The organism is Pseudofrankia sp. EUN1h, assembly GCF_001854645.1.
Lineage (GTDB): Bacteria > Actinomycetota > Actinomycetes > Frankiales > Frankiaceae > Pseudofrankia > Pseudofrankia saprophytica.
In genome coordinates this window covers 74,196-90,593 of the sequence record NZ_MBLN01000071.1, presented here as the reverse complement: position 1 = coordinate 90,593, position 16,398 = coordinate 74,196, and the positions used below count along the sequence as shown (strand labels likewise).

At 75.2% G+C, this 16,398-nt stretch carries 17 protein-coding genes; 4 read left to right on the top strand and 13 right to left on the bottom strand.

Going from position 1 to position 16,398, the window contains the following annotated elements:
• Positions 1-179: 179 nt before the first annotated feature.
• Positions 180-743: an ATP-binding protein gene (locus BCD49_RS27490; RefSeq protein ID WP_007516569.1), complete on the bottom strand. Its 564-nt coding sequence runs from the start codon at positions 741-743 to the stop codon at positions 180-182.
• 311 nt (positions 744-1,054) lie between these two features.
• Positions 1,055-1,396 carry an anti-sigma factor antagonist gene (locus BCD49_RS27485; RefSeq protein ID WP_007516571.1) on the bottom strand — a complete coding sequence of 114 codons (342 nt, stop codon included), beginning with the start codon at positions 1,394-1,396 and terminating at the stop codon, positions 1,055-1,057.
• A gap of 516 nt (positions 1,397-1,912) precedes the next feature.
• Between BCD49_RS27485 and BCD49_RS27480 the strand changes: the two genes are divergently transcribed.
• Complete coding sequence (locus BCD49_RS27480; protein ID WP_071042066.1) at positions 1,913-4,348, top strand: DEAD/DEAH box helicase; 2,436 nt, start codon at positions 1,913-1,915, stop codon at positions 4,346-4,348.
• Positions 4,349-4,490: 142 nt separating this feature from the next.
• Here the strand turns inward: BCD49_RS27480 and BCD49_RS27475 are convergent, their stop codons facing one another.
• The 6 genes from BCD49_RS27475 to BCD49_RS27450 all read right to left on the bottom strand — a co-directional run bounded on the left by BCD49_RS27475 (position 4,491) and on the right by BCD49_RS27450 (position 9,888).
• Positions 4,491-4,901 carry an Rv3654c family TadE-like protein gene (locus BCD49_RS27475; RefSeq protein ID WP_007516573.1) on the bottom strand — a complete coding sequence of 137 codons (411 nt, stop codon included), beginning with the start codon at positions 4,899-4,901 and terminating at the stop codon, positions 4,491-4,493.
• Entirely contained in the window at positions 4,898-5,413 is a 516-nt protein-coding gene (locus BCD49_RS27470; protein ID WP_007516575.1) for a TadE family type IV pilus minor pilin, read from the bottom strand. The genes BCD49_RS27475 and BCD49_RS27470 overlap by 4 nt, the downstream gene beginning before the upstream one ends.
• 18 nt (positions 5,414-5,431) lie before the next feature.
• On the bottom strand, positions 5,432-5,716 hold the full coding sequence (locus BCD49_RS27465; RefSeq protein WP_007516576.1) for a DUF4244 domain-containing protein: 285 nt from the start codon (positions 5,714-5,716) through the stop codon (positions 5,432-5,434).
• A gap of 77 nt (positions 5,717-5,793) precedes the next feature.
• The gene (locus BCD49_RS27460) at positions 5,794-7,359 is read right to left on the bottom strand and encodes a type II secretion system F family protein (protein WP_035924485.1); all 1,566 of its coding nucleotides are present in this window, start codon (positions 7,357-7,359) and stop codon (positions 5,794-5,796) included.
• A complete protein-coding gene (locus BCD49_RS27455; RefSeq protein ID WP_007512418.1) occupies positions 7,356-8,612 on the bottom strand; it encodes a TadA family conjugal transfer-associated ATPase in 1,257 nt (418 codons plus the stop codon). The genes BCD49_RS27460 and BCD49_RS27455 overlap by 4 nt, the downstream gene beginning before the upstream one ends.
• Before the next feature lie 352 nt (positions 8,613-8,964).
• Positions 8,965-9,888, bottom strand: a complete 924-nt coding sequence (locus BCD49_RS27450) for a hypothetical protein (RefSeq protein ID WP_007512415.1) — start codon at positions 9,886-9,888, stop codon at positions 8,965-8,967.
• A 275-nt stretch (positions 9,889-10,163) separates the two neighbouring features.
• Here BCD49_RS27450 and BCD49_RS27445 point away from each other — a divergent pair, with 275 nt between their 5' ends.
• Together BCD49_RS27445 and BCD49_RS27440 are read left to right on the top strand one after the other, a co-directional pair.
• Positions 10,164-10,643: a phage holin family protein gene (locus BCD49_RS27445; protein WP_007512414.1), complete on the top strand. Its 480-nt coding sequence runs from the start codon at positions 10,164-10,166 to the stop codon at positions 10,641-10,643.
• A 244-nt stretch (positions 10,644-10,887) separates the two neighbouring features.
• On the top strand, positions 10,888-11,811 hold the full coding sequence (locus BCD49_RS27440) for an alpha/beta fold hydrolase (RefSeq protein ID WP_007512412.1): 924 nt from the start codon (positions 10,888-10,890) through the stop codon (positions 11,809-11,811).
• 18 nt (positions 11,812-11,829) lie between these two features.
• Here the strand turns inward: BCD49_RS27440 and BCD49_RS27435 are convergent, their stop codons facing one another.
• From BCD49_RS27435 to BCD49_RS27415, 5 genes are all read right to left on the bottom strand, one after another.
• The gene (locus BCD49_RS27435) at positions 11,830-13,011 is read right to left on the bottom strand and encodes a MarP family serine protease (protein WP_083401731.1); all 1,182 of its coding nucleotides are present in this window, start codon (positions 13,009-13,011) and stop codon (positions 11,830-11,832) included.
• Between the two features lie 27 nt (positions 13,012-13,038).
• Positions 13,039-13,446, bottom strand: coding sequence for a cupredoxin domain-containing protein (locus BCD49_RS27430; RefSeq protein WP_071042055.1), 408 nt, complete (start codon positions 13,444-13,446; stop codon positions 13,039-13,041).
• A gap of 2 nt (positions 13,447-13,448) precedes the next feature.
• Entirely contained in the window at positions 13,449-14,363 is a 915-nt protein-coding gene (locus tag BCD49_RS27425; protein WP_007512407.1) for an NUDIX hydrolase, read from the bottom strand.
• Complete coding sequence (gene nth / locus BCD49_RS27420) at positions 14,360-15,085, bottom strand: endonuclease III (protein ID WP_007512406.1); 726 nt, start codon at positions 15,083-15,085, stop codon at positions 14,360-14,362. The genes BCD49_RS27425 and nth overlap by 4 nt, the downstream gene beginning before the upstream one ends.
• 125 nt (positions 15,086-15,210) lie before the next feature.
• A complete protein-coding gene (locus tag BCD49_RS27415; RefSeq protein WP_007512404.1) occupies positions 15,211-15,447 on the bottom strand; it encodes a hypothetical protein in 237 nt (78 codons plus the stop codon).
• Positions 15,448-15,698: 251 nt separating this feature from the next.
• Between BCD49_RS27415 and BCD49_RS27410 the strand changes: the two genes are divergently transcribed.
• On the top strand, positions 15,699-16,388 hold the full coding sequence (locus BCD49_RS27410; RefSeq protein WP_007512403.1) for a Crp/Fnr family transcriptional regulator: 690 nt from the start codon (positions 15,699-15,701) through the stop codon (positions 16,386-16,388).
• Positions 16,389-16,398 lie beyond the last annotated feature (10 nt).

Below are 16,398 nucleotides of genomic sequence, written 5' to 3'. Positions count from 1 at the left end.
GCAATAACTCCGGTCACGGACGGCCAGCTAGACCGTCTGTGAGATGCGGCGGAGTCTATCCACACGTCTGCGGCGTGCGCTCGTTTTTGCGGCCGACCGCCCCCTGCGGGTCCGTAGGGCACGTGTCGCGAGCGACGTTCCCTCCGGGGTCCCGCGGGGCCGGCCGGCGAGTCTCGCCGTCAGAAGGCGGGGTTGCCCGCCGCCGCCAGGCCGCCCTCCAGGTCGCCCCCGATGAAGGCGGCGGTGTCCCAGGTCATCGTCACCACGGTGCCGACGCCGTCCGGGCGGCTGCGGATCTCGACGTCGTCGACCAGCCCCTCGATCAGCGCCAGGCCGATGCCCGGAGGCAGAGCCGAACCGGTCGCCCCGGGCTCCTGGTCGCCGGGAAGGGCCGCCAGCGCGTCGCCGAGGGGCCGGGCGCCCAGGCCCAGGTCGAGCAGTGCCGGCGCGCCGAGCAGACCGCCGTCCGGGCCGGGCGTCGCGTCGTCGGCGGGCTCCCCCGAATCGACGACCGTGACGGTGAAGGCACCGTCGGCGCTCATCATCCGAACCTCGACCAGGTCCTCGGGCGCCCGCCGCCGGTTCACGTTCACCGCGCGCAGGCAGGCCTCACCGACCGCGAGCCTGATCTCGTCCAGCGCCCCGGACGGCACCCCGGCCCGCCGCGCGACCGCCATGGCGATCATGCGGGCGGTGCGGACATGCCCCGGCAGGGCGGCGAAGCGCAACTCGACGGTGGACATGCGGCCTCCGGGGTTTCTGTCCTGTTGGTAAGCATCGTCCCTGGGGAGGTCCCGGCTCCCGACCAGCCTGGCCCGACCATCTCGTCGCCGAGCGGCCGTGCCTGGTCGGCGCCGGTACCGGGCGAGGGTGGCGCGCGAGCGCCTCGAGCAGCTGCCGGGACCGGGCCGGCCGGTGTGGCCGGTCGGTCCCGCCTCGTCAGGCGATGCTCGGTCCCAGGTCCCAGGGTGGCCGGGGCGGTGCCCCGGCGCGACGTCCTTCAGGCCACCCGCGACCCCGTCGTGGGGACGGCGAGCCGGGTGGCCAGGGCGCCTCAGTCGCTGGCGGAGAGCGCTTCCTCGACGGAGGCATGGATCGGGAAGACCTTGGTCAGGCCCGTGATCCGGAAGATCTTGAGGATGCGCTCCTGCGTGCAGACGAGGCGCAGCGAGCCGTCGTGCGCCCGAACCCGCTTGAGGCCGCCGACGAGGACACCGAGGCCGGTGGAGTCGAGGAACTCGACGCCCTCCATGTCGACGACCAGGTGGTAAGAGCCGGCTGAAACGAGGTCGATGAGCTGCTCACGCAGCTTCGGCGCGGTGTAGACGTCGATCTCGCCGCCCACGACGACGACCGTGTGGTCGCCTTCCTGGCGGGTCGTGAGGGACAGGTCCACGGATCCTCCTGCGTGCTACGTCGACTAGTCGGTCGGGCGCGTGGGTCGTTCAGGTCTGATGGACCCGACTGCAGGCGCCACTACCCCGCGGCGTGGAGGGTCAATCCGACCGCTGCATCACACAGCCGGACGGATAGCTCCACGGGCTGGCATGACCCCACACCACCACGGCCCGACGCGTCGGAATAACCCGGCGCGCCGGACCTGACGCGAACCGACGCCACCGGGAATCTACGCCGGATCTTCTGTTTCCGTCTGCCACTCTCGGTGACCGGCCGGTGAGGCCCGGCCGGAAGGCACCGATGTGGCCTTCCGCCCTGTTCGGCGCAGGTCCACGCTCCGCTGGTCCGAGAGCCGCGCGTGCCCCCGCTCGCACCCGGGCGAACAACCAGGACAGTGCGGCATAGCGCGGCCTGCCTACTCTTGAGAACGCCTGGAGCACCCGAGAACGAGGTGAGCCGGATTGGCCACGTCTTGACCACGTCCGCTGACAAGCGCGGGAGGCAGGAGTCCGAGGTGGGCAGCGACCGCGGGTCCGAGATCCTGTCCCGGCTGCGGGCCGACCGTCGGCGGGACCGATGCGTGACCCATGTCGAGCGAGTTCCCGCGCGGGCGGGGACGGCCGTGGACTGGCCGGAGTGGGCGGACCCGCTGCTGCTGGGGCGGCTGCGCTCCGCGGGCGTCACGGCGCCGTGGAGCCACCAGGTCGCGGCGGCGGGGGCGGCGTTCGCGGGCCGAAGCGTCGTGCTCGCGACCGGGACGGCATCCGGCAAGTCGCTCGGCTACCTGCTGCCGGTGCTCACCACGCTGCTCGGCGACCCGTCGGCGCGGGCGCTCTACCTGGCTCCCACCAAGGCGCTGGCCCACGACCAGCTTCGCGCGGTGCGCTCCCTGGCGCTGACGGCCGTCCGCGCGGCCAGCTATGACGGCGACACGCCGACCGGCGAGCGGGAGTGGGTGCGCGCGCACGCCACCTTCGTCCTGACCAACCCCGACATGCTGCACCGGGGGATCCTGCCGGGCCACCGCCGGTTCGGACCCTTCCTGCGCGGTCTGCGCTATGTCGTCATCGACGAGTGCCATGGCTACCGCGGGGTGTTCGGCGCGCACGTCGCGCAGGTGCTGCGCCGGCTGAGGCGGGTCTGCGCCCGGTACGGGTCGAACCCGGTGTTCGTGCTCGCGTCGGCCACCGTCGCCGACCCGGGCGTCGCCGCGTCCCGGCTGACGGGCCTCGACGTCGACGTCGTCGATGAGGACGGCTCCCCGCGCGGGGCGACCGACTTCGTCCTCTACGAGCCGCCGCTGTTCCTCACCGGCGGGCGCCCGCCAGCCGCCGCCGTGGACGGCCGGATGGCCATGGTGGCTGAAGGCGCCGAAGGTGGCGAGTTCGCCGATGGTGTCGAGGTCGCCGAAGGTGGCGGGGACGCCGAAGGTGGCGGGGACCTGGGTGCCGGTGAGAACGGAGCGCCGGTGCGGCGCTCGGCCACCGCCGAGTCGGCGGACCTGCTCGCGGACCTGGTGGCTGACGGCGTGCGCACGCTGGTCTTCGTCCGCTCGCGGCGTGCCGCCGAGGTGGTGGCGAACTCGGCCCGCCGGGCTCTGGGCCTGGTAGCGCCCGAGCTTGGCGAGCGGGTCGCGGCCTACCGGGCCGGCTACCTCGCCGAGGAGCGGCGGGAGCTGGAGGCCCGGCTGCGTTCCGGCGACCTGCTCGGCGTCGCCGCGACCTCGGCGCTCGAGCTCGGTGTCGACATCAGCGGCCTGGACGCCACCGTGATCGCGGGCTATCCGGGGACGCTGGCCTCGCTGCGGCAGCAGGCCGRCCGCGCCGGCCGGTCGGGGCAGGGCGCGCTCGCGGTGCTGGTCGCCAGGGACGACCCGCTGGACACCTACCTGGTGCATCACCCCGAGGCGGTGTTCGGCCGGCCCGTCGAGGCGACGGTGTTCGACCCCGACAACCCATACGTGCTCGGCCCGCAGCTGGAGTGCGCCGCCGCCGAGCTCCCCGTCACCGACAGCGATCTCGAGCTGTTCGGGCCCGCCGCGCGGCCGGTGCTCGACGACCTGGTCCGGCGCGGCCGGCTGCGCCGGCGGCCGGCCGGCTGGTACTGGACCCAGCGGGGCCGGCCCGACGTCGACATCCGGGGTGTCGGCGGCCCGCCGGTGCGGATCGTCGAGGCCGACACGGGGCGGCTGCTCGGCACCGTCGACGCGGCGACCTCGCACTCGACCGTGCATTCCGGCGCCGTCTATCTGCACCAGGGCGTGAGCTTCGTCGTCGAGGAGCTCGACCTGGAGGAGTCGGTCGCCTTCGCGGCCCAGGCCGCGCCGGACTGGACGACGACGGCCCGCGACCACACCGACATCCGGATCGTCGAGCAGACCAGGGCACGGGTCGTCGACCGTGACCTGGCCGTGTATTTCGGCACGGTCGAGGTGACCAGCCAGGTGGTCGGCTACCAGCGGCGGCTCATCACCACCGGCGAGGTGCTCGGAGACGTCCCGCTCGACCTGCCGCCCCGCCACCTGCGTACCCGGGGGGTCTGGTACGTGGTCTCGGACGGGTTGTTGGCGGATGCCGGCGTCAAGCGGGCCGACGTGCCGGGCGCGGTGCACGCCGCCGAGCACGCCGCGATCGGGCTGCTGCCGCTGTTCGCCACCTGTGACCGCTGGGACATCGGCGGTGTGTCGACCGCGCTGCATCCGGACACCGAGCAGACGACGGTGTTCGTCTACGACGGCCACCCTGGCGGCGCCGGCTTCGCGGAGCGCGGCTATGGGCGTTTCGGCACCTGGCTGACGGCGACCCGTGATGCCGTGTCCGCCTGCGAGTGCCCGGCCGGGTGCCCGTCGTGCGTGCAGTCACCGAAGTGCGGCAACGGCAACGAGCCACTCGACAAGGCCGCCGCTGTCCGCCTCCTCACCACGATCCTGGGCAGGCTGGACGGGCCATGACCCGCCGGGCCGGCGGGCGCTCACCGGGCTGGCGGGCGGTGCCCAGGGCCGCCGCCGGCCGGCCTTCCAGGGTGGCGGCGAGGCCGGCCATGATCCCGGTGGGTTCGGCGAGGCCGTCGGTGGACGGCCGGCCCGGGTTCGATCATCCGCCGGCTCCCGTCTCTGCCCGGCTGGTCACTCCGATCCAGGGACCGGCACGCGAGGTGGCGGCGAGCGGCCCGAGCAGCCGCAAGGCCGGCGGCGGGTGTACCCGCGTGACGACCTCGACCGCGTCGCCGGTGGTTCGACAGGCGACGAGCTCGGCGCCGTTGCGCGCGGCGAAGACCCGTGCCCGGCCGCAGGCGGTGGCCGGGTCACCGGTGCGGTCCGACGCGGCGGCGAGCGCCGCGAGGTCCGCGCCGGTGGCCGCCTGGCGCCGGGCGAGCGAAACCGCGCTGATTGCCAGCAGGATCCCGGCCGACATCGCGAGAACCATCAGCCAGCCCAGCAGCAGCACCGTCGCCGACCCGCGATCGTCGCCGTGTCGTGCCGGCCACCTGGCTGCCGGGCTCATCCGGGAGCCGCCTCGCCTGGCCCGCCGGGTTCGACCTGCCCGCCGGCCGTTGCGGGTTCCACGGGGGCCACGGCGCTGGCCGTGACGTGGGCCGGTGGCAGCAGGGAACCCGTCGCGGCCAGCCGGGCCTGAACCGTCACCGTGACCTCGTCGGCCTGCCGGGAGATCGTGACCGTGGCGCCCGGCGGGGCGGCCAGGCGTGCCCACGCCGCGGCCCGGCCGTCGTCGTCCCCACGCGCGGCGGCCCGTGCCCCGATCCTGGCCGCCTCCTGGGCCCGGGCCTGCGCCCCGGCGGCCGCGAGCAGCCAGAGCGCGAGGAGGACGACGGCGCTGAGAGTCGGCAGCCCAAGTGCCAGCTCAGCGGTCGCCTGGCCGCTGTCGGACTGAGGCGCGTGCCCCTTGGCGGGCCGGGTCGCGTGCCCGCTGTCGTGTGGACGGCGCGGCCGTGTGCGCCTGGCGGGTGCCAGCCTCGGTCCGGCGGCCTTCGGCTGGCGGAGGTGGATCCGCGTCATCAGTTGCCTCCGAAGCGGTCAGAAGGGCAGCGTGAGCGCGCGCCGGACCACCGACATGATCATCTCCTGGGTGGCCGAGCTGCTGACGACGGCGTAGAGCACGCCCGCGAACGCGACCGCGGCGACGGTGCCCACGGCGTACTCGGCGGTCGACATGCCCGCGTCGCGGCCCGCGGCGTTCCGGCGCGCCAGGCCCCCGGACCGGGGGCGTGGGTCGTCCAGGCGGTGGGCGAGCCCGTGGGCCAGCAGCGCGCAGCCACAGAGCAACGCGGGCAGTAGGAACAGCGCTGACAGCGGGGGCATGGGCTGACACCTCCGTGGGTGGGATGCGGGGGGCTGTGATGCGGGGATATCGCCAACGTGTCCATAGGAGCGCCCCATCAGTTCGGGAGCGCGCCGGGCAGCGAGCCGAGGATGGTCGGGACCACGCCCAGGAGCAGGAACGCGGGCAGGAAGCACAACCCGAGCGGCGCTGCCGTGAGGACGCCTGCCCGCCGCGCGGCGCCGATCGCCTCGTCGTGGGACTGGGCCCGGGTGCGAGCGGCGATCCTCGTGAGCGCGTCAGCGAGCCGGGCCCCGCTGCTCTCGACCCGCCCGAACGCCAGGGCCGCCGCCACCAGCGGGCGCGCGGGACTCGCGCGCTGACCCGCGCCGGCACGCCGCCGCAGCGCGTCGAGCGGGCCGCTCGGCGCCGTGCCAGCCGCCACCAGCCGGGCCGTCGCCCGTGTCGCCGTCGCTCCCAGGCGCAGCCCGCGGGCGGCTGCCCTGAGCTCTACGCCGAGCGGGCCTGAGACTCCGGCGGCCGTGGCCTCCAGCGCCGCTGGCACGGTCGCGCCCGCGGCGAGGCAGGCGGCGACGAGGTCGAGCGCGAACGGGAGGTCCGCGAGCAGCCGGGCCCGCCGCGCCCGGTCGGGGTCGACGGGCAGCGCCGCGCCGACCAGCAACGCCGCCGCGCCCACCGCGGCCACCATCCCGGGCCCGCGCTGGCCGTGAGCGAGGAGTGCCGCGGCGGCGGCCCCGGCCACGGCCGCCAACCCGGCACCCACCGCCGTCCGCCCGGGTCGAGACCCGGACTGGCCGGACTGCCCGGCCCGCGCCCGGAGCCCGGGCTCGTCCAGGCGCGCGTCCCAGGATGCCGCCGGCTCGGCGCCGCGGGCCACCCGGTCGCCGATCCAGCGAAGCCAGCGCAGGCCAAGCAGATCGAGGGCGACCCCGGCGGTGAGGCAGGCCGAGCCCGCTGACGTGGCGAGCAGCACGTGGGCCGGCCGGGCGCCGAGCAGGGCGGCGAACAGGATGCCGACGACCGGCAGGCCCGCCACCAACCGCCCGGACGAGCGCGGCCCCGCCAGCGCGGCGGCGAGCTCGCCGGCCTGCCGGGCATCCGCCCGCGCCGCCGTGGCCAGCGTCATCGCGACCGGCGCCAACCGGGCCCCGCCGGTCCGGCAGACCCACAGGGCCGCGCCGAGCTGGCGTAGCACGGGTGTCCGGCAGCCGGCGAGCAGTCCGGTCGGATCCTCACCGGCCTCCAGCCCGGCTGAGAGCGACGCCAGCTCGTCAGCGCCCACGGCGCGGCCGTCCACGAGGGTGGCGGCGTCGCTCGCCCCGGCCAGGGCTTCAGGCAGGTCGCGGCCGAGATCGTCGGGTGCCCGCCGCCCCGCGGCGGCCATGGCCGCTCTGAGGGCGGTGTCCGGGTCGGCGCCCGCGTCGAGCTCGGCCGCGAACGCGGCCAACAGGTCCTCCGCGACCGCCCTCGCCGCCGTCAGCCGCCGCTGGGCCGCCGCCCGCCGCCCGGCGCGGATGCCGGTGGCGGCGGCCACCCCGACCAACGCGGCGAGGAGCGCGCCGGCGCGCCCCGCGACCGCGCCGGCTCCGATCACCGCCGCGACGACGGCCGCCCCCCTGATCGGTGGGGCGGCCGCCCGCGCCGTCCGCGTCGCGGCGGTCATGGCCTGGACCCGAACGGTGGCGGGAGACCGACACCGCGATCACGCAGCAGGTCGCGCAGCCAGGGCATGCCGTCCGCCGGGAGCATGCGGCCGCCCGGCGCCTCGGGCGGCGCGGGCGGCGTCGCGACCAGCGCCGGACGGACCCGCACCAGCCCGTCGGAGTCCTGGCGCAGTACGCCCACGGCGGCGACGACGCGCCGGCCGGCGTCATCCCGGCGCAGGTGGACGGTGACCTGCACGGCCGCCGCCAGCAGGCTGTGCAGGGCGGGCCGGGTCAGGCCCGCGAGCGCGCCCAGCGCCTCCATCCTGGCCGGCAGCGCGCCGGGCGCATTCCCGTGAATGGTCGTCAGGCCGCCTTCGTGCCCGGTGTTGAAGGCCACCAGCAGGTCCAGCACCTCAGGTCCCCTGACCTCCCCGACGACCAGCCGGTCGGGCCGCATCCGCAGCGCCTGCCGGACGAGGTCGCGCTGGGTGATGGCGCCCGCGCCCTCGATGTTGGGCGGCCGGCCCTGCAGCCGGACGAGGTTGTCGCGTTCCAGCGTCAGCTCGGCGGTGTCCTCCACGACCACGACGCGTTCGGCCGCGCTCACGCGGCCGAGGAGCGCGGCGAGAAGGGTCGTCTTGCCGCTGCCCGTTCCACCGGTGACGGCGATCGCCAGCCGGGCGTCGACGAGCGCGCGCAGCACGTCGACGAGCGCGTCGCCGTCGCGGCCCGCGCCACCGCCACCGCCACCGTCGACGTCACCCGTGACGAACTCGGCGAGGCCGATCGGCACCTGTCGCGGCCGGCGCAGCGACAGGCAGGTGCCACCGGCCGCCACCGGCGTGAGCACCGCGTGCAGCCGGGTGCCGTCGGGTAGCCGCGCGTCCGCGTAGGGCGCCGCCGCGTCCAGCCGCCGCCCGCCGCTGGCCGCGAGCCGGGTCGCGAGCCGGCGCACCGTGTCGTCGTCGGCGAACCAGACGGCGGCACGTTCCAGCCCCTCGCCGCGATCGACCCACACCTCAGCAGGCCCGTTCACCAGTACGTCGGTCACCGCCGGGTCGGCGAGCAGCTCGTCCAGCGGGCCTGCGCCGAACAGCTCGGCGGTGATCACCCGCCGGGTCACCTCCCGGTGGGTCTCGGGCAGCGGCCCGGCGACCTCGGCGAGCGCCCGGGCCACGTCCGCCTGGGTGGGCGGATGGGCCCCGTCCACCAGCCGGTCGCGCACGCCGGCGATCGTCGCCGCCGGCACGCCGTGGGCGGGCGCCGTCATCGGGCCAGCTCCCCGGCTGCCGGCGCTGGTGACTCGGCCAGGCCTGCCGGCCATGGGCCCGAGACCGACCGGGAGGCGGCCGTGGGCATGGCCGCGCCGGCTGGCTGGGTGGTGCCACCCGGCTGGGCGGCGACGATGGGTGCGAGGCGGACGATCGGTGGGCCGGTGGCCATGGCGCCCTGGTCCCTTCGGAGCGGACGGTTCGGTCGCACCACCGTGCCCCGTCGGACCGCCTGTGGATGACCGTCATCCACAGGCCAGCCGGCGCGGTACGAAAGAGGGTTCGGGCGGGGGGCTTGGCCCTCCCGCCAGGACGAGGGGCTCCCGCCAGGACGAGGGGCGCCAGGGCCGCTCAGGACCTGCTGATGGCCTCACAGACGGCGAGGGAGTCGCGGGCACCGAGCTCGACGGCGCGGGCGCAGTGCAGCAGCCAGGCGCGCACGCCGTCCGCGCCGCCGTGCGCGTAGCCCGCGGCGGCGGCCCGGTAGGTGACGTCGGGCGAGGCGATGCCGGCGGCTCCTTCGCCGAGCGCGACCTCCAGATGGCCCACGTCGCTCGCGGTCACCGCCTTGGGGTCCAGGCCCCGCCCGATGAGGACCAGCCGGGCGGCCGCGCGCGCGATCATCCCGTCCAGGCTGCCGAAGGGGCGCAGCGCGAGCAGCTCGCCGTGGACGATCGCGCTGACCACGATCGCCGGCGCCACCGTTCGCCCGACCAGCAGGCCGACCAGCCCGTCCAGCCGGGCGGACACCTCCGCCGGGCTCGGAGCCGGACCGAGCCCGAGGGGGTCGGCGGTGGCCGCGGCGGCGCGCGGGCGGCCAAGCTCGCCGTCCGCGACGATGCCCCGGCCGAGCAGGGTGTGCATCCGGGCGAGCGCCTGGCGCGGGGCCCGCTCCCAGGCCGCGCTGAGGCCGCCGAGCTCGGCGTACAGCCGGACCGCCCCGAGAGTCACCGCGAGGTCGTCGTCCGCGGGACCTGACGGCTGGCCGGCCGCCGCGGGGGTGCCACCGCCGTGCCCGTCCTCGCCGGCGGTGAGACGGTCCCGCAGGGTCTCCATCGCGACGTCGCGGCCCTCCAGCGCGGCGCTGGCCCGGGCGGAGCGCAGCGAAGCCTCGGCCGTGACCTCCGCGCTGCGCCGGCGCAGCACCCGGTGGCGCAGCAGCGCGTCGACGGCCGAGCGGGCGGCCGTCACCGCCTCGTCCACGCCGGGAAGCGCCGCGACCCTGGCGAACGGGTCAGCCTCGATACGGGCCTGCGGGCTGGGCGCTGTCGACACGCAGCCGACGCTACCCGCCCGGATGGGTGGCCGCGTTCTCCACGGCCGCCGGGCCCACGAGTGGCGGTAATCCGGGCCACACGCCCATCCACTCGTCGCTATGGCCCGCGTGGGCGTGCCGTGGGCGTCAGACTGGAAGCAGGGGACCGGGGAAGCGGAGCCGGGCGAGGGCGCGGGTCGGCTCGGGTGTGAGCCGGCCCGGCGGGCGTGAGTCGGCCGGCGGTGAATCGGCCGGCCTGTGCCCTCCCGACGGCCGGGGGATGGGAGGGACTGCGGTGACGCTCGGGAACGGGGATCGGCGCGCGGGGAAGGAAGCCTCACTGGGCGAGCTGGTCGCGATCGCGACCAGGGACATGTCACTGCTCGTCCGTCAGGAGATCGACCTCGCGAAGGCGGAACTGGCCCGGCAGGCGGCGTCGGCCGCCGTCGGCGCCGGGCTGATCGGTGCCGCCGCCGGGCTGGGGCTCGGCGCCCTGATCGCACTGACGATCTTCCTTGGTGAGCTGTTCACCTGGGCCGGCCTCGAGCGTTTCTGGTCCTTCCTGATCACGGCGGTGCTGCTGTTGGCGCTCGCCGGGATGCTCGCGCTGGTCGGCGCGATGCGGCTGCGCAAGCTGCGGCCGCCGCAACGGGCGATCTCGTCCGTCCGTGAGGACGTCGCCGTGCTGCGGCACTCGATCGGCTCCGGCGCGGCGGGTCGCGGGGCTGGCACCGCACCGGCCGGCACCGCGCAGGCTGGCACCGACCGCCGCTGAGGGACGGCCGCCGAGGGCCGCCGCCGAACGCCTCGGTCCGGGACCGGGTGGGGAGGGCGTCGGCCCTCGTGGGCGCCGTGGGCCCGGCGTAGGGCATGCTCGGTGTCGTAGCTGTTGGTGGGCGGGCGCCGTCTTGCTCCCGGCTGGCCCGTGGGCGGCGTCTTGGGGCTGAGCCCGCGAGCGCTGGTGTCGCCGGTGGGCTGCCAGACGTACGGGCGGGTGCCGAACCTACGGGGGCCGATCGGTGGCGAAGGTGGTCGCGTCTGAGCCCGCCAGCGTGCTGATCGAGGGGCCGTGGCGGCATCGAGACGTCTCCGCGAACGGCACCCGGCTGCACGTCGCCGAGCTGGGCCAAGGCCCGCTGGTGCTGCTGTTGCACGGATTCCCGCAGTTCTGGTGGGCGTGGCGCCACCAGCTCGTGGCGCTGGCCGCCGCCGGCTACCGGGTGGCGGCGCCCGACCTGCGCGGCTACGGGGCGAGCGACAAGCCACCGCGCGGATATGACGCCTTCACGCTGGCGGACGACGTCGCCGGGCTGATCCGCGCGCTCGGTGAGCGCGACGCCGTGCTGGTCGGGCAGGACTGGGGCGGGCTCGCGTGCTGGACCGCCGCGACCCTGTGGCCACGCCAGGTCCGCCGGATCGCGGTTCTCGGAATGCCGCACCCGCTGCGGGTCCGCCACCAGTACGCGGTGAGCCCCCGAGCACAGGGCCTGGCCGGGTCGCATCTGTTCACCTTCCAGCTGCCGTGGCTGCCCGAGCGCCAGCTGGTCGCCGGTGAGGCGGCCCAGGTCGGCGAGCTGCTGCGCGCCTGGAGCGGTCCGGGGTTCCCCGGCGACGAGGAGGAAGAGCGCTACCGCGCGGCGATGCGGATTCCCGGCGTGGCGCACAGCTCGCTGGAGTACCACCGCTGGGTGTTCCGTTCGCTGTTCCGGCCCGATGGCGCGCGGTTCGCGCAGGCGCTGCGGCGCGGGGTCACCTGCCCCGTACTGCAGCTGCACGGCGACGCCGACTCGTTCCTGTTGCCCGACACCGCCCAGGGCTCCAGCCGCTACGTCAGCGGGCCCTACACCTGGCAGCTGCTTCCCGGCGCCGGCCACTTCCTGCCCGAGGAGGCCCCCACGCTGGTCAGCGACCTCCTCCTACGCTGGCTCGCCACCCCGACCTGACAGCCCCGCGCCGCGGTCTCAGCGGCAGCCCTGGGTGCTGACCGGGGCGGTGGCGACCTCGCCCGCCTGGGCCGCGCCGCTCACCTCGGCCGCCGTCAGCACGTACCCGGTGTCGTTGTCGTCGGTCGCGGCGGCGAAGACCACGCCGAAGACGGCGCCGTTCGGCGAGAGCAGCGGGCCGCCCGAGTTGCCGGGCAGCACCGTGCCGCGCACCGCGTAGATGTCGCGTACCACGGTGCCGTGGGAGTAGATGTCGGGCGCCTTCGCCTTCTGCCGGTTGCGGATCCGGGCGGGCTCCGTCCGGTACGGGCCGTCCTCCGGGAAGCCCGCGATGACGGCGTCGTCGTCGGCGTGGCCCGGGGGTGAGGTCTGCAGCGGCAGCGGCGGCCGGTTGAGGTCGGGGACGTAGAGCACTGCCACGTCGCGCTCCGGGTCGAAGACCACCACCCGCGCCGACAGCAGGCGGCCGCCGACCTCCACGCCCGGCTCCCGGACCCCGGCGACCACGTGCGCGTTGGTCATCACGTGCTGCGGCGCGTACACGAACCCGGTGCCCTCGACCTGCCGTGAGCAGGACGGCGCGATGCCCCGCACCTTCAGCACGCTGGCGGCGGCCGCCGTGACCCCGGCGGCGTTCACCACCGCGGCGTCGGGCGGGTCGGCGGCGACGATCGACTCGTTGCCGAGGCCGGAGAACACCGCGGGGAAGCCGTTGCCGTCCGCGAGCTGGCGCAGGCTGGAGAACGTCTCCCGGACACCCGTGGGCATGCCGTCGTCGACCGTCGTCAGCACGGTGGAACCGCGGACCTCGCGGGCGGCGGTGGTGAACGGGGATCGTTCCAGCGCGGTCGCCATCAGCCACGCGACCAGCAGCACGGACAGCCCCGACAGCACGGCGCCGGCCAGCGAGTCGACGGTCTCGCCGGGCCGCCAGGTGAGCCGGCTGCGCAGGGCGACGCCGGTGGCCGTCCCGACCACCTGGCCGAGGCAGGCGAGAGTCAGGACGGTGACCAGGGCGATGACCGCGCCGTGCTCGCGCTGGCCGATCAGCCTGGCGATGGGGTAGGCGATCTGGGCGCCGAGGATCCCGCCGCCGATGAAGCCGACGAACGACAGCGCGCCGACCACGAAGCCCTGCCGGTAGCCGGATACGGCGAACGCCAGCACCAGGAGCAGCAGGACGATGTCCAGGATGTTCAACACAGGAGGCGGTCTTCTCGGTCGGCGTCAGCCGACGTGCAGTGTGGCGGACATGTTCGGGTGCAGCGTGCAGATCACCGGGTAGTCGCCCGGCGTGGTGACGGAGAAGGTCACCGACCGTGACATTCCGGCGCCGACGATGTCGGTGCGCGCCGCTGGGATCTTGGGGATCACGAAGTTGTGGGACGCGGAGCCGTCCGCCACGGAGAAGTCGACGCGGATCTTCCCGGGCCGGGCGTTCAACGTGGCCGCCGAGAACCGCAGGTCGGCCAGGCCGATGAGATGGAAGACCTGGACCCCGTCCGTGACCGTCGGGGTCAGGACCGCGGTGGGCTTCGGCGCGTCCGGGTGCTCGGCCGTGCAGCCGGYGCCGGCCGCGGCCAGCGCCAGGGCCCCGATCACCGTCACGGTCAGGCGGCGGCCCGCCGTCGACATCCTCAAGCCGCCGAGCCCTTCGTCGGGCCGGCACCGGTTCCGGTGCCAGCGGTGTTGTCGGGGGCGCCCAGGCCGTCGGGCTCGACGCCGTCGACGCCGTCCACGGTGTCCGTGTCGTCCGTCGTGAGGTCGTGGGGGTCGATCTCGCCGGCAGCCTCGGCGTCGCCGGCCTGGGCCAGCTCGCGCGCGGCGCGGGCGATCGAGGCGTTGACGGCCGGGTCGTCGACCGGCGGGCCCTCGCCCCACGGCCGTTCCAGGCCGGCCAGGCGCAGCAGTGCGTCGAGGATGCCGGCGGTGAAGCCCCACACCGTCGTCATGCCGGCGACCCGGAACGCCGGGCTCGGCTTCCCGGTGCGCGGGTGGCGCAGCTGGACCCGCTTCGCCGGGTCGACGAGGTCCGCGACCGGTACCCGGGCGACCGTCGACGTCTCGCCGGGGTCGACCGGGTAGACCGGGCAGGGCACGCGCCACCAGGCCAGCACCGGGGTCACCAGGTAGTTGCTGTGGGGCAGGTAGAGGCGCGGCGCGGCACCGAGGATCTCGACGCCCGCCGGGTCCAGCCCGACCTCCTCGCGGGCCTCGCGCAGCGCCGTGTGGACCGCCGAGTCGTCCGTCGGGTCGGCGGCGCCGCCGGGGAAGGCTGGCTGGCCGGCGTGCTTGCGCAGGTCGGCGGACCGTTCGAGCAGCAGCATGTCCGGGCCGCGCTCGCCCTGGCCGAAAAGGATCAGCACGGCCGCGGGCCGCGCGTCCGGCGGTGGCGGTGGCCAGCCCTCCTCGCGGACCGGCAGGCCGTCGCGGGTGACCACCGCCGCGAGCGTGCGCAGCCAGCTGGGCGGGCCGCCGGCGCTCGGCCCGCCGGCGACGGGGAGGCCGGCGCTGGGGGAGCTGGCGCGCGGGAGGCCGTCGGGAGCCGTCATCTGGCCGCTTCGGCGTCGCCGCGGACCAGCCGGGCCGCGTCCGCGGCCGACGTCGGGCCCTCGCCGAACGACGGGCACAGCTTCGCGACGCCGCAGGCGCCGCAGGCCGGTCGCCTGGCGTGGCAGATCCGCCGGCCGTGAAAGATCATCCGATCGGAGGCGATCGTCCAATTCTTACGCTCGATCAGCGTGGCGAGATCGGACTCGACCTTGACCGGGTCGTCGTTGGTGGTCAGGCCAAACCGTCGGGAGAGGCGGCCGACGTGGGTGTCGACGGTGATGCCCGGCGTGTCGAAGGCGTGCCCGAGCACGACGTTGGCGGTCTTGCGGCCGACACCGGGCAGCGTGACCAGCTCGTCGAGCTTGTGTGGCACCTCGCCGTCGAACCGGTCCACCAGCGCGGCACCGAGCCCCATCAGCGAATTCGCCTTCGCACGGAAGAAGCCGGTCGGGCGCAGCTGCTGCTCGAGCTCCTCGCGGTCCGCACCCGCGTAGCTCGCGGCGGTGGGGTATCTCGCGAAGACGGCGGGGGTGACCTCGTTGACCTTCTTGTCGGTGCACTGCGCCGACAGCACGGTCGCGACCAGCAGTTCGAGCGGGTTGGTGAAGTCCAACGCGATCCGCGCGTCGGGATGCAGCTCGCCCAGGATCCGCACGATCCGCCGAGCCCGCCTGGTCCGCGCCAGCGCGGTTTCGACGGAGGCGTCGACGATGGCCGGCATGTCCTGACCCTATTCCCCCTGCTGGCGCAGCCTCGCGTTACCTGCCTCGATCGGGCGGGCGCCGCGCCGGCGAGGAGTGGTGGCTGCCTGGTGAACGGCCTGGCCGACTGGTCAGGCCATGGCGGCTAGGCCGCCCGGTGCTTGCCGGGCGGCTGGCGGCGTAGGCGCCTGCGGTAACGATCGAGGGCGGCGGCCATGCCCTGGTTGACGAAGGTGTTGACCTCGTCAGGACGGGCGTTGTCCAGGAAACCCTCGATGCCCTTGCGGGTGTCCGCGGCGTTCAGCGGGCGCTCGACCCGCTCCATCGCCAGCAGAAGCCCGAGGAGCACCACAGGGAACGCGATGGCGGCGAAGAGAAACATGACGGGTACATCGTGGACGACGCGCCCCCGCCCGCGAAACCGGGGTCGGGCGTGTCACACACCGTGGGCCGCGGCAGCGTCTAGTGACGTTGGCCACGGTCCATCCAGGCGTGTCGTCGTCCTCCTCCTACTCTTCAGCCTGGTTACTTATTGTGTTTCTTCATCGCTGATCTGGTCATTTTAGGCGGGCACGGGCACGCTCGGGGTGCCCTGGCCGTGCTCTACGCGCGCTGTCCTGGCATGCTCACCCCGTGGACGATCTGCTTGCTCGCGTTCCGCTGTTCGTCGGGTTGTCCGACCTGGACCGCCAGGCGCTCTCCAGCCACCTGGAGCGGAGGGACGTCACCCGTGGTGACGTGCTGTTCCGTGAAGGCGAGCCGGGTGACCGCGTCTTTGTGGTGCTGTCCGGCAAGGTGAAGATAGGACGCCAGTCTGCCGACGGCCGCGAGAACCTGCTGTATGTCATGGGGCCTGGGGACATCTTCGGGGAATTGTCTCTCTTCGACCCGGGTCCGCGGACCGCTACGGCCACCGCCGTGACGGACGCCTCGCTCGTGTCGCTGGAACACTCGGCGCTCCGCCCGTGGCTGCGATCCCGGCCGGATGCCGGCTCGATGCTGCTGCGGGTGCTGGCCGCCCGATTGCGCCGGACCAACGACGCCATGGCCGACATGGTGTTCACCGACGTGCCCGGCCGGGTCGCCAAGGCGCTGCTGGACCTCGCGGTGCGGTTCGGTGAGCCGGCGCAGCCCGGCAACGAGGCCGCCGGGATCCGCGTCGAGCACGGCCTGACCCAGGAGGAACTGGCCCAGCTGGTCGGGGCCTCCCGGGAGACGGTCAACAAGGCGCTCGCCGACTTCGCGACCCGGGGCTGGCTGCGCCTCGACTCCCGCGCCGTGGTCCTGCTCGACCGCGACCGGCTGGCCCGCCGCGCCCGCTGACCCCAGGCAG

What these genes read in the sequence shown, in the direction of transcription:
- BCD49_RS27490 (WP_007516569.1), bottom strand. Translation starts at nt 743, where the DNA reads ATGTCCACCGTCGAGTTGCGCTTCGCCGCCCTGCCGGGGCATGTCCGC.
- BCD49_RS27460 (WP_035924485.1), bottom strand. Translation starts at nt 7,359, where the DNA reads ATGACCGCCGCGACGCGGACGGCGCGGGCGGCCGCCCCACCGATCAGG.
- BCD49_RS27425 (WP_007512407.1), bottom strand. Translation starts at nt 14,363, where the DNA reads ATGACGGCTCCCGACGGCCTCCCGCGCGCCAGCTCCCCCAGCGCCGGC.
- BCD49_RS27470 (WP_007516575.1), bottom strand. Translation starts at nt 5,413, where the DNA reads ATGACGCGGATCCACCTCCGCCAGCCGAAGGCCGCCGGACCGAGGCTG.
- BCD49_RS27415 (WP_007512404.1), bottom strand. Translation starts at nt 15,447, where the DNA reads ATGTTTCTCTTCGCCGCCATCGCGTTCCCTGTGGTGCTCCTCGGGCTT.
- BCD49_RS27475 (WP_007516573.1), bottom strand. Translation starts at nt 4,901, where the DNA reads ATGAGCCCGGCAGCCAGGTGGCCGGCACGACACGGCGACGATCGCGGG.
- BCD49_RS27465 (WP_007516576.1), bottom strand. Translation starts at nt 5,716, where the DNA reads ATGCCCCCGCTGTCAGCGCTGTTCCTACTGCCCGCGTTGCTCTGTGGC.
- nth (WP_007512406.1), bottom strand. Translation starts at nt 15,085, where the DNA reads ATGCCGGCCATCGTCGACGCCTCCGTCGAAACCGCGCTGGCGCGGACC.
- BCD49_RS27455 (WP_007512418.1), bottom strand. Translation starts at nt 8,612, where the DNA reads ATGACGGCGCCCGCCCACGGCGTGCCGGCGGCGACGATCGCCGGCGTG.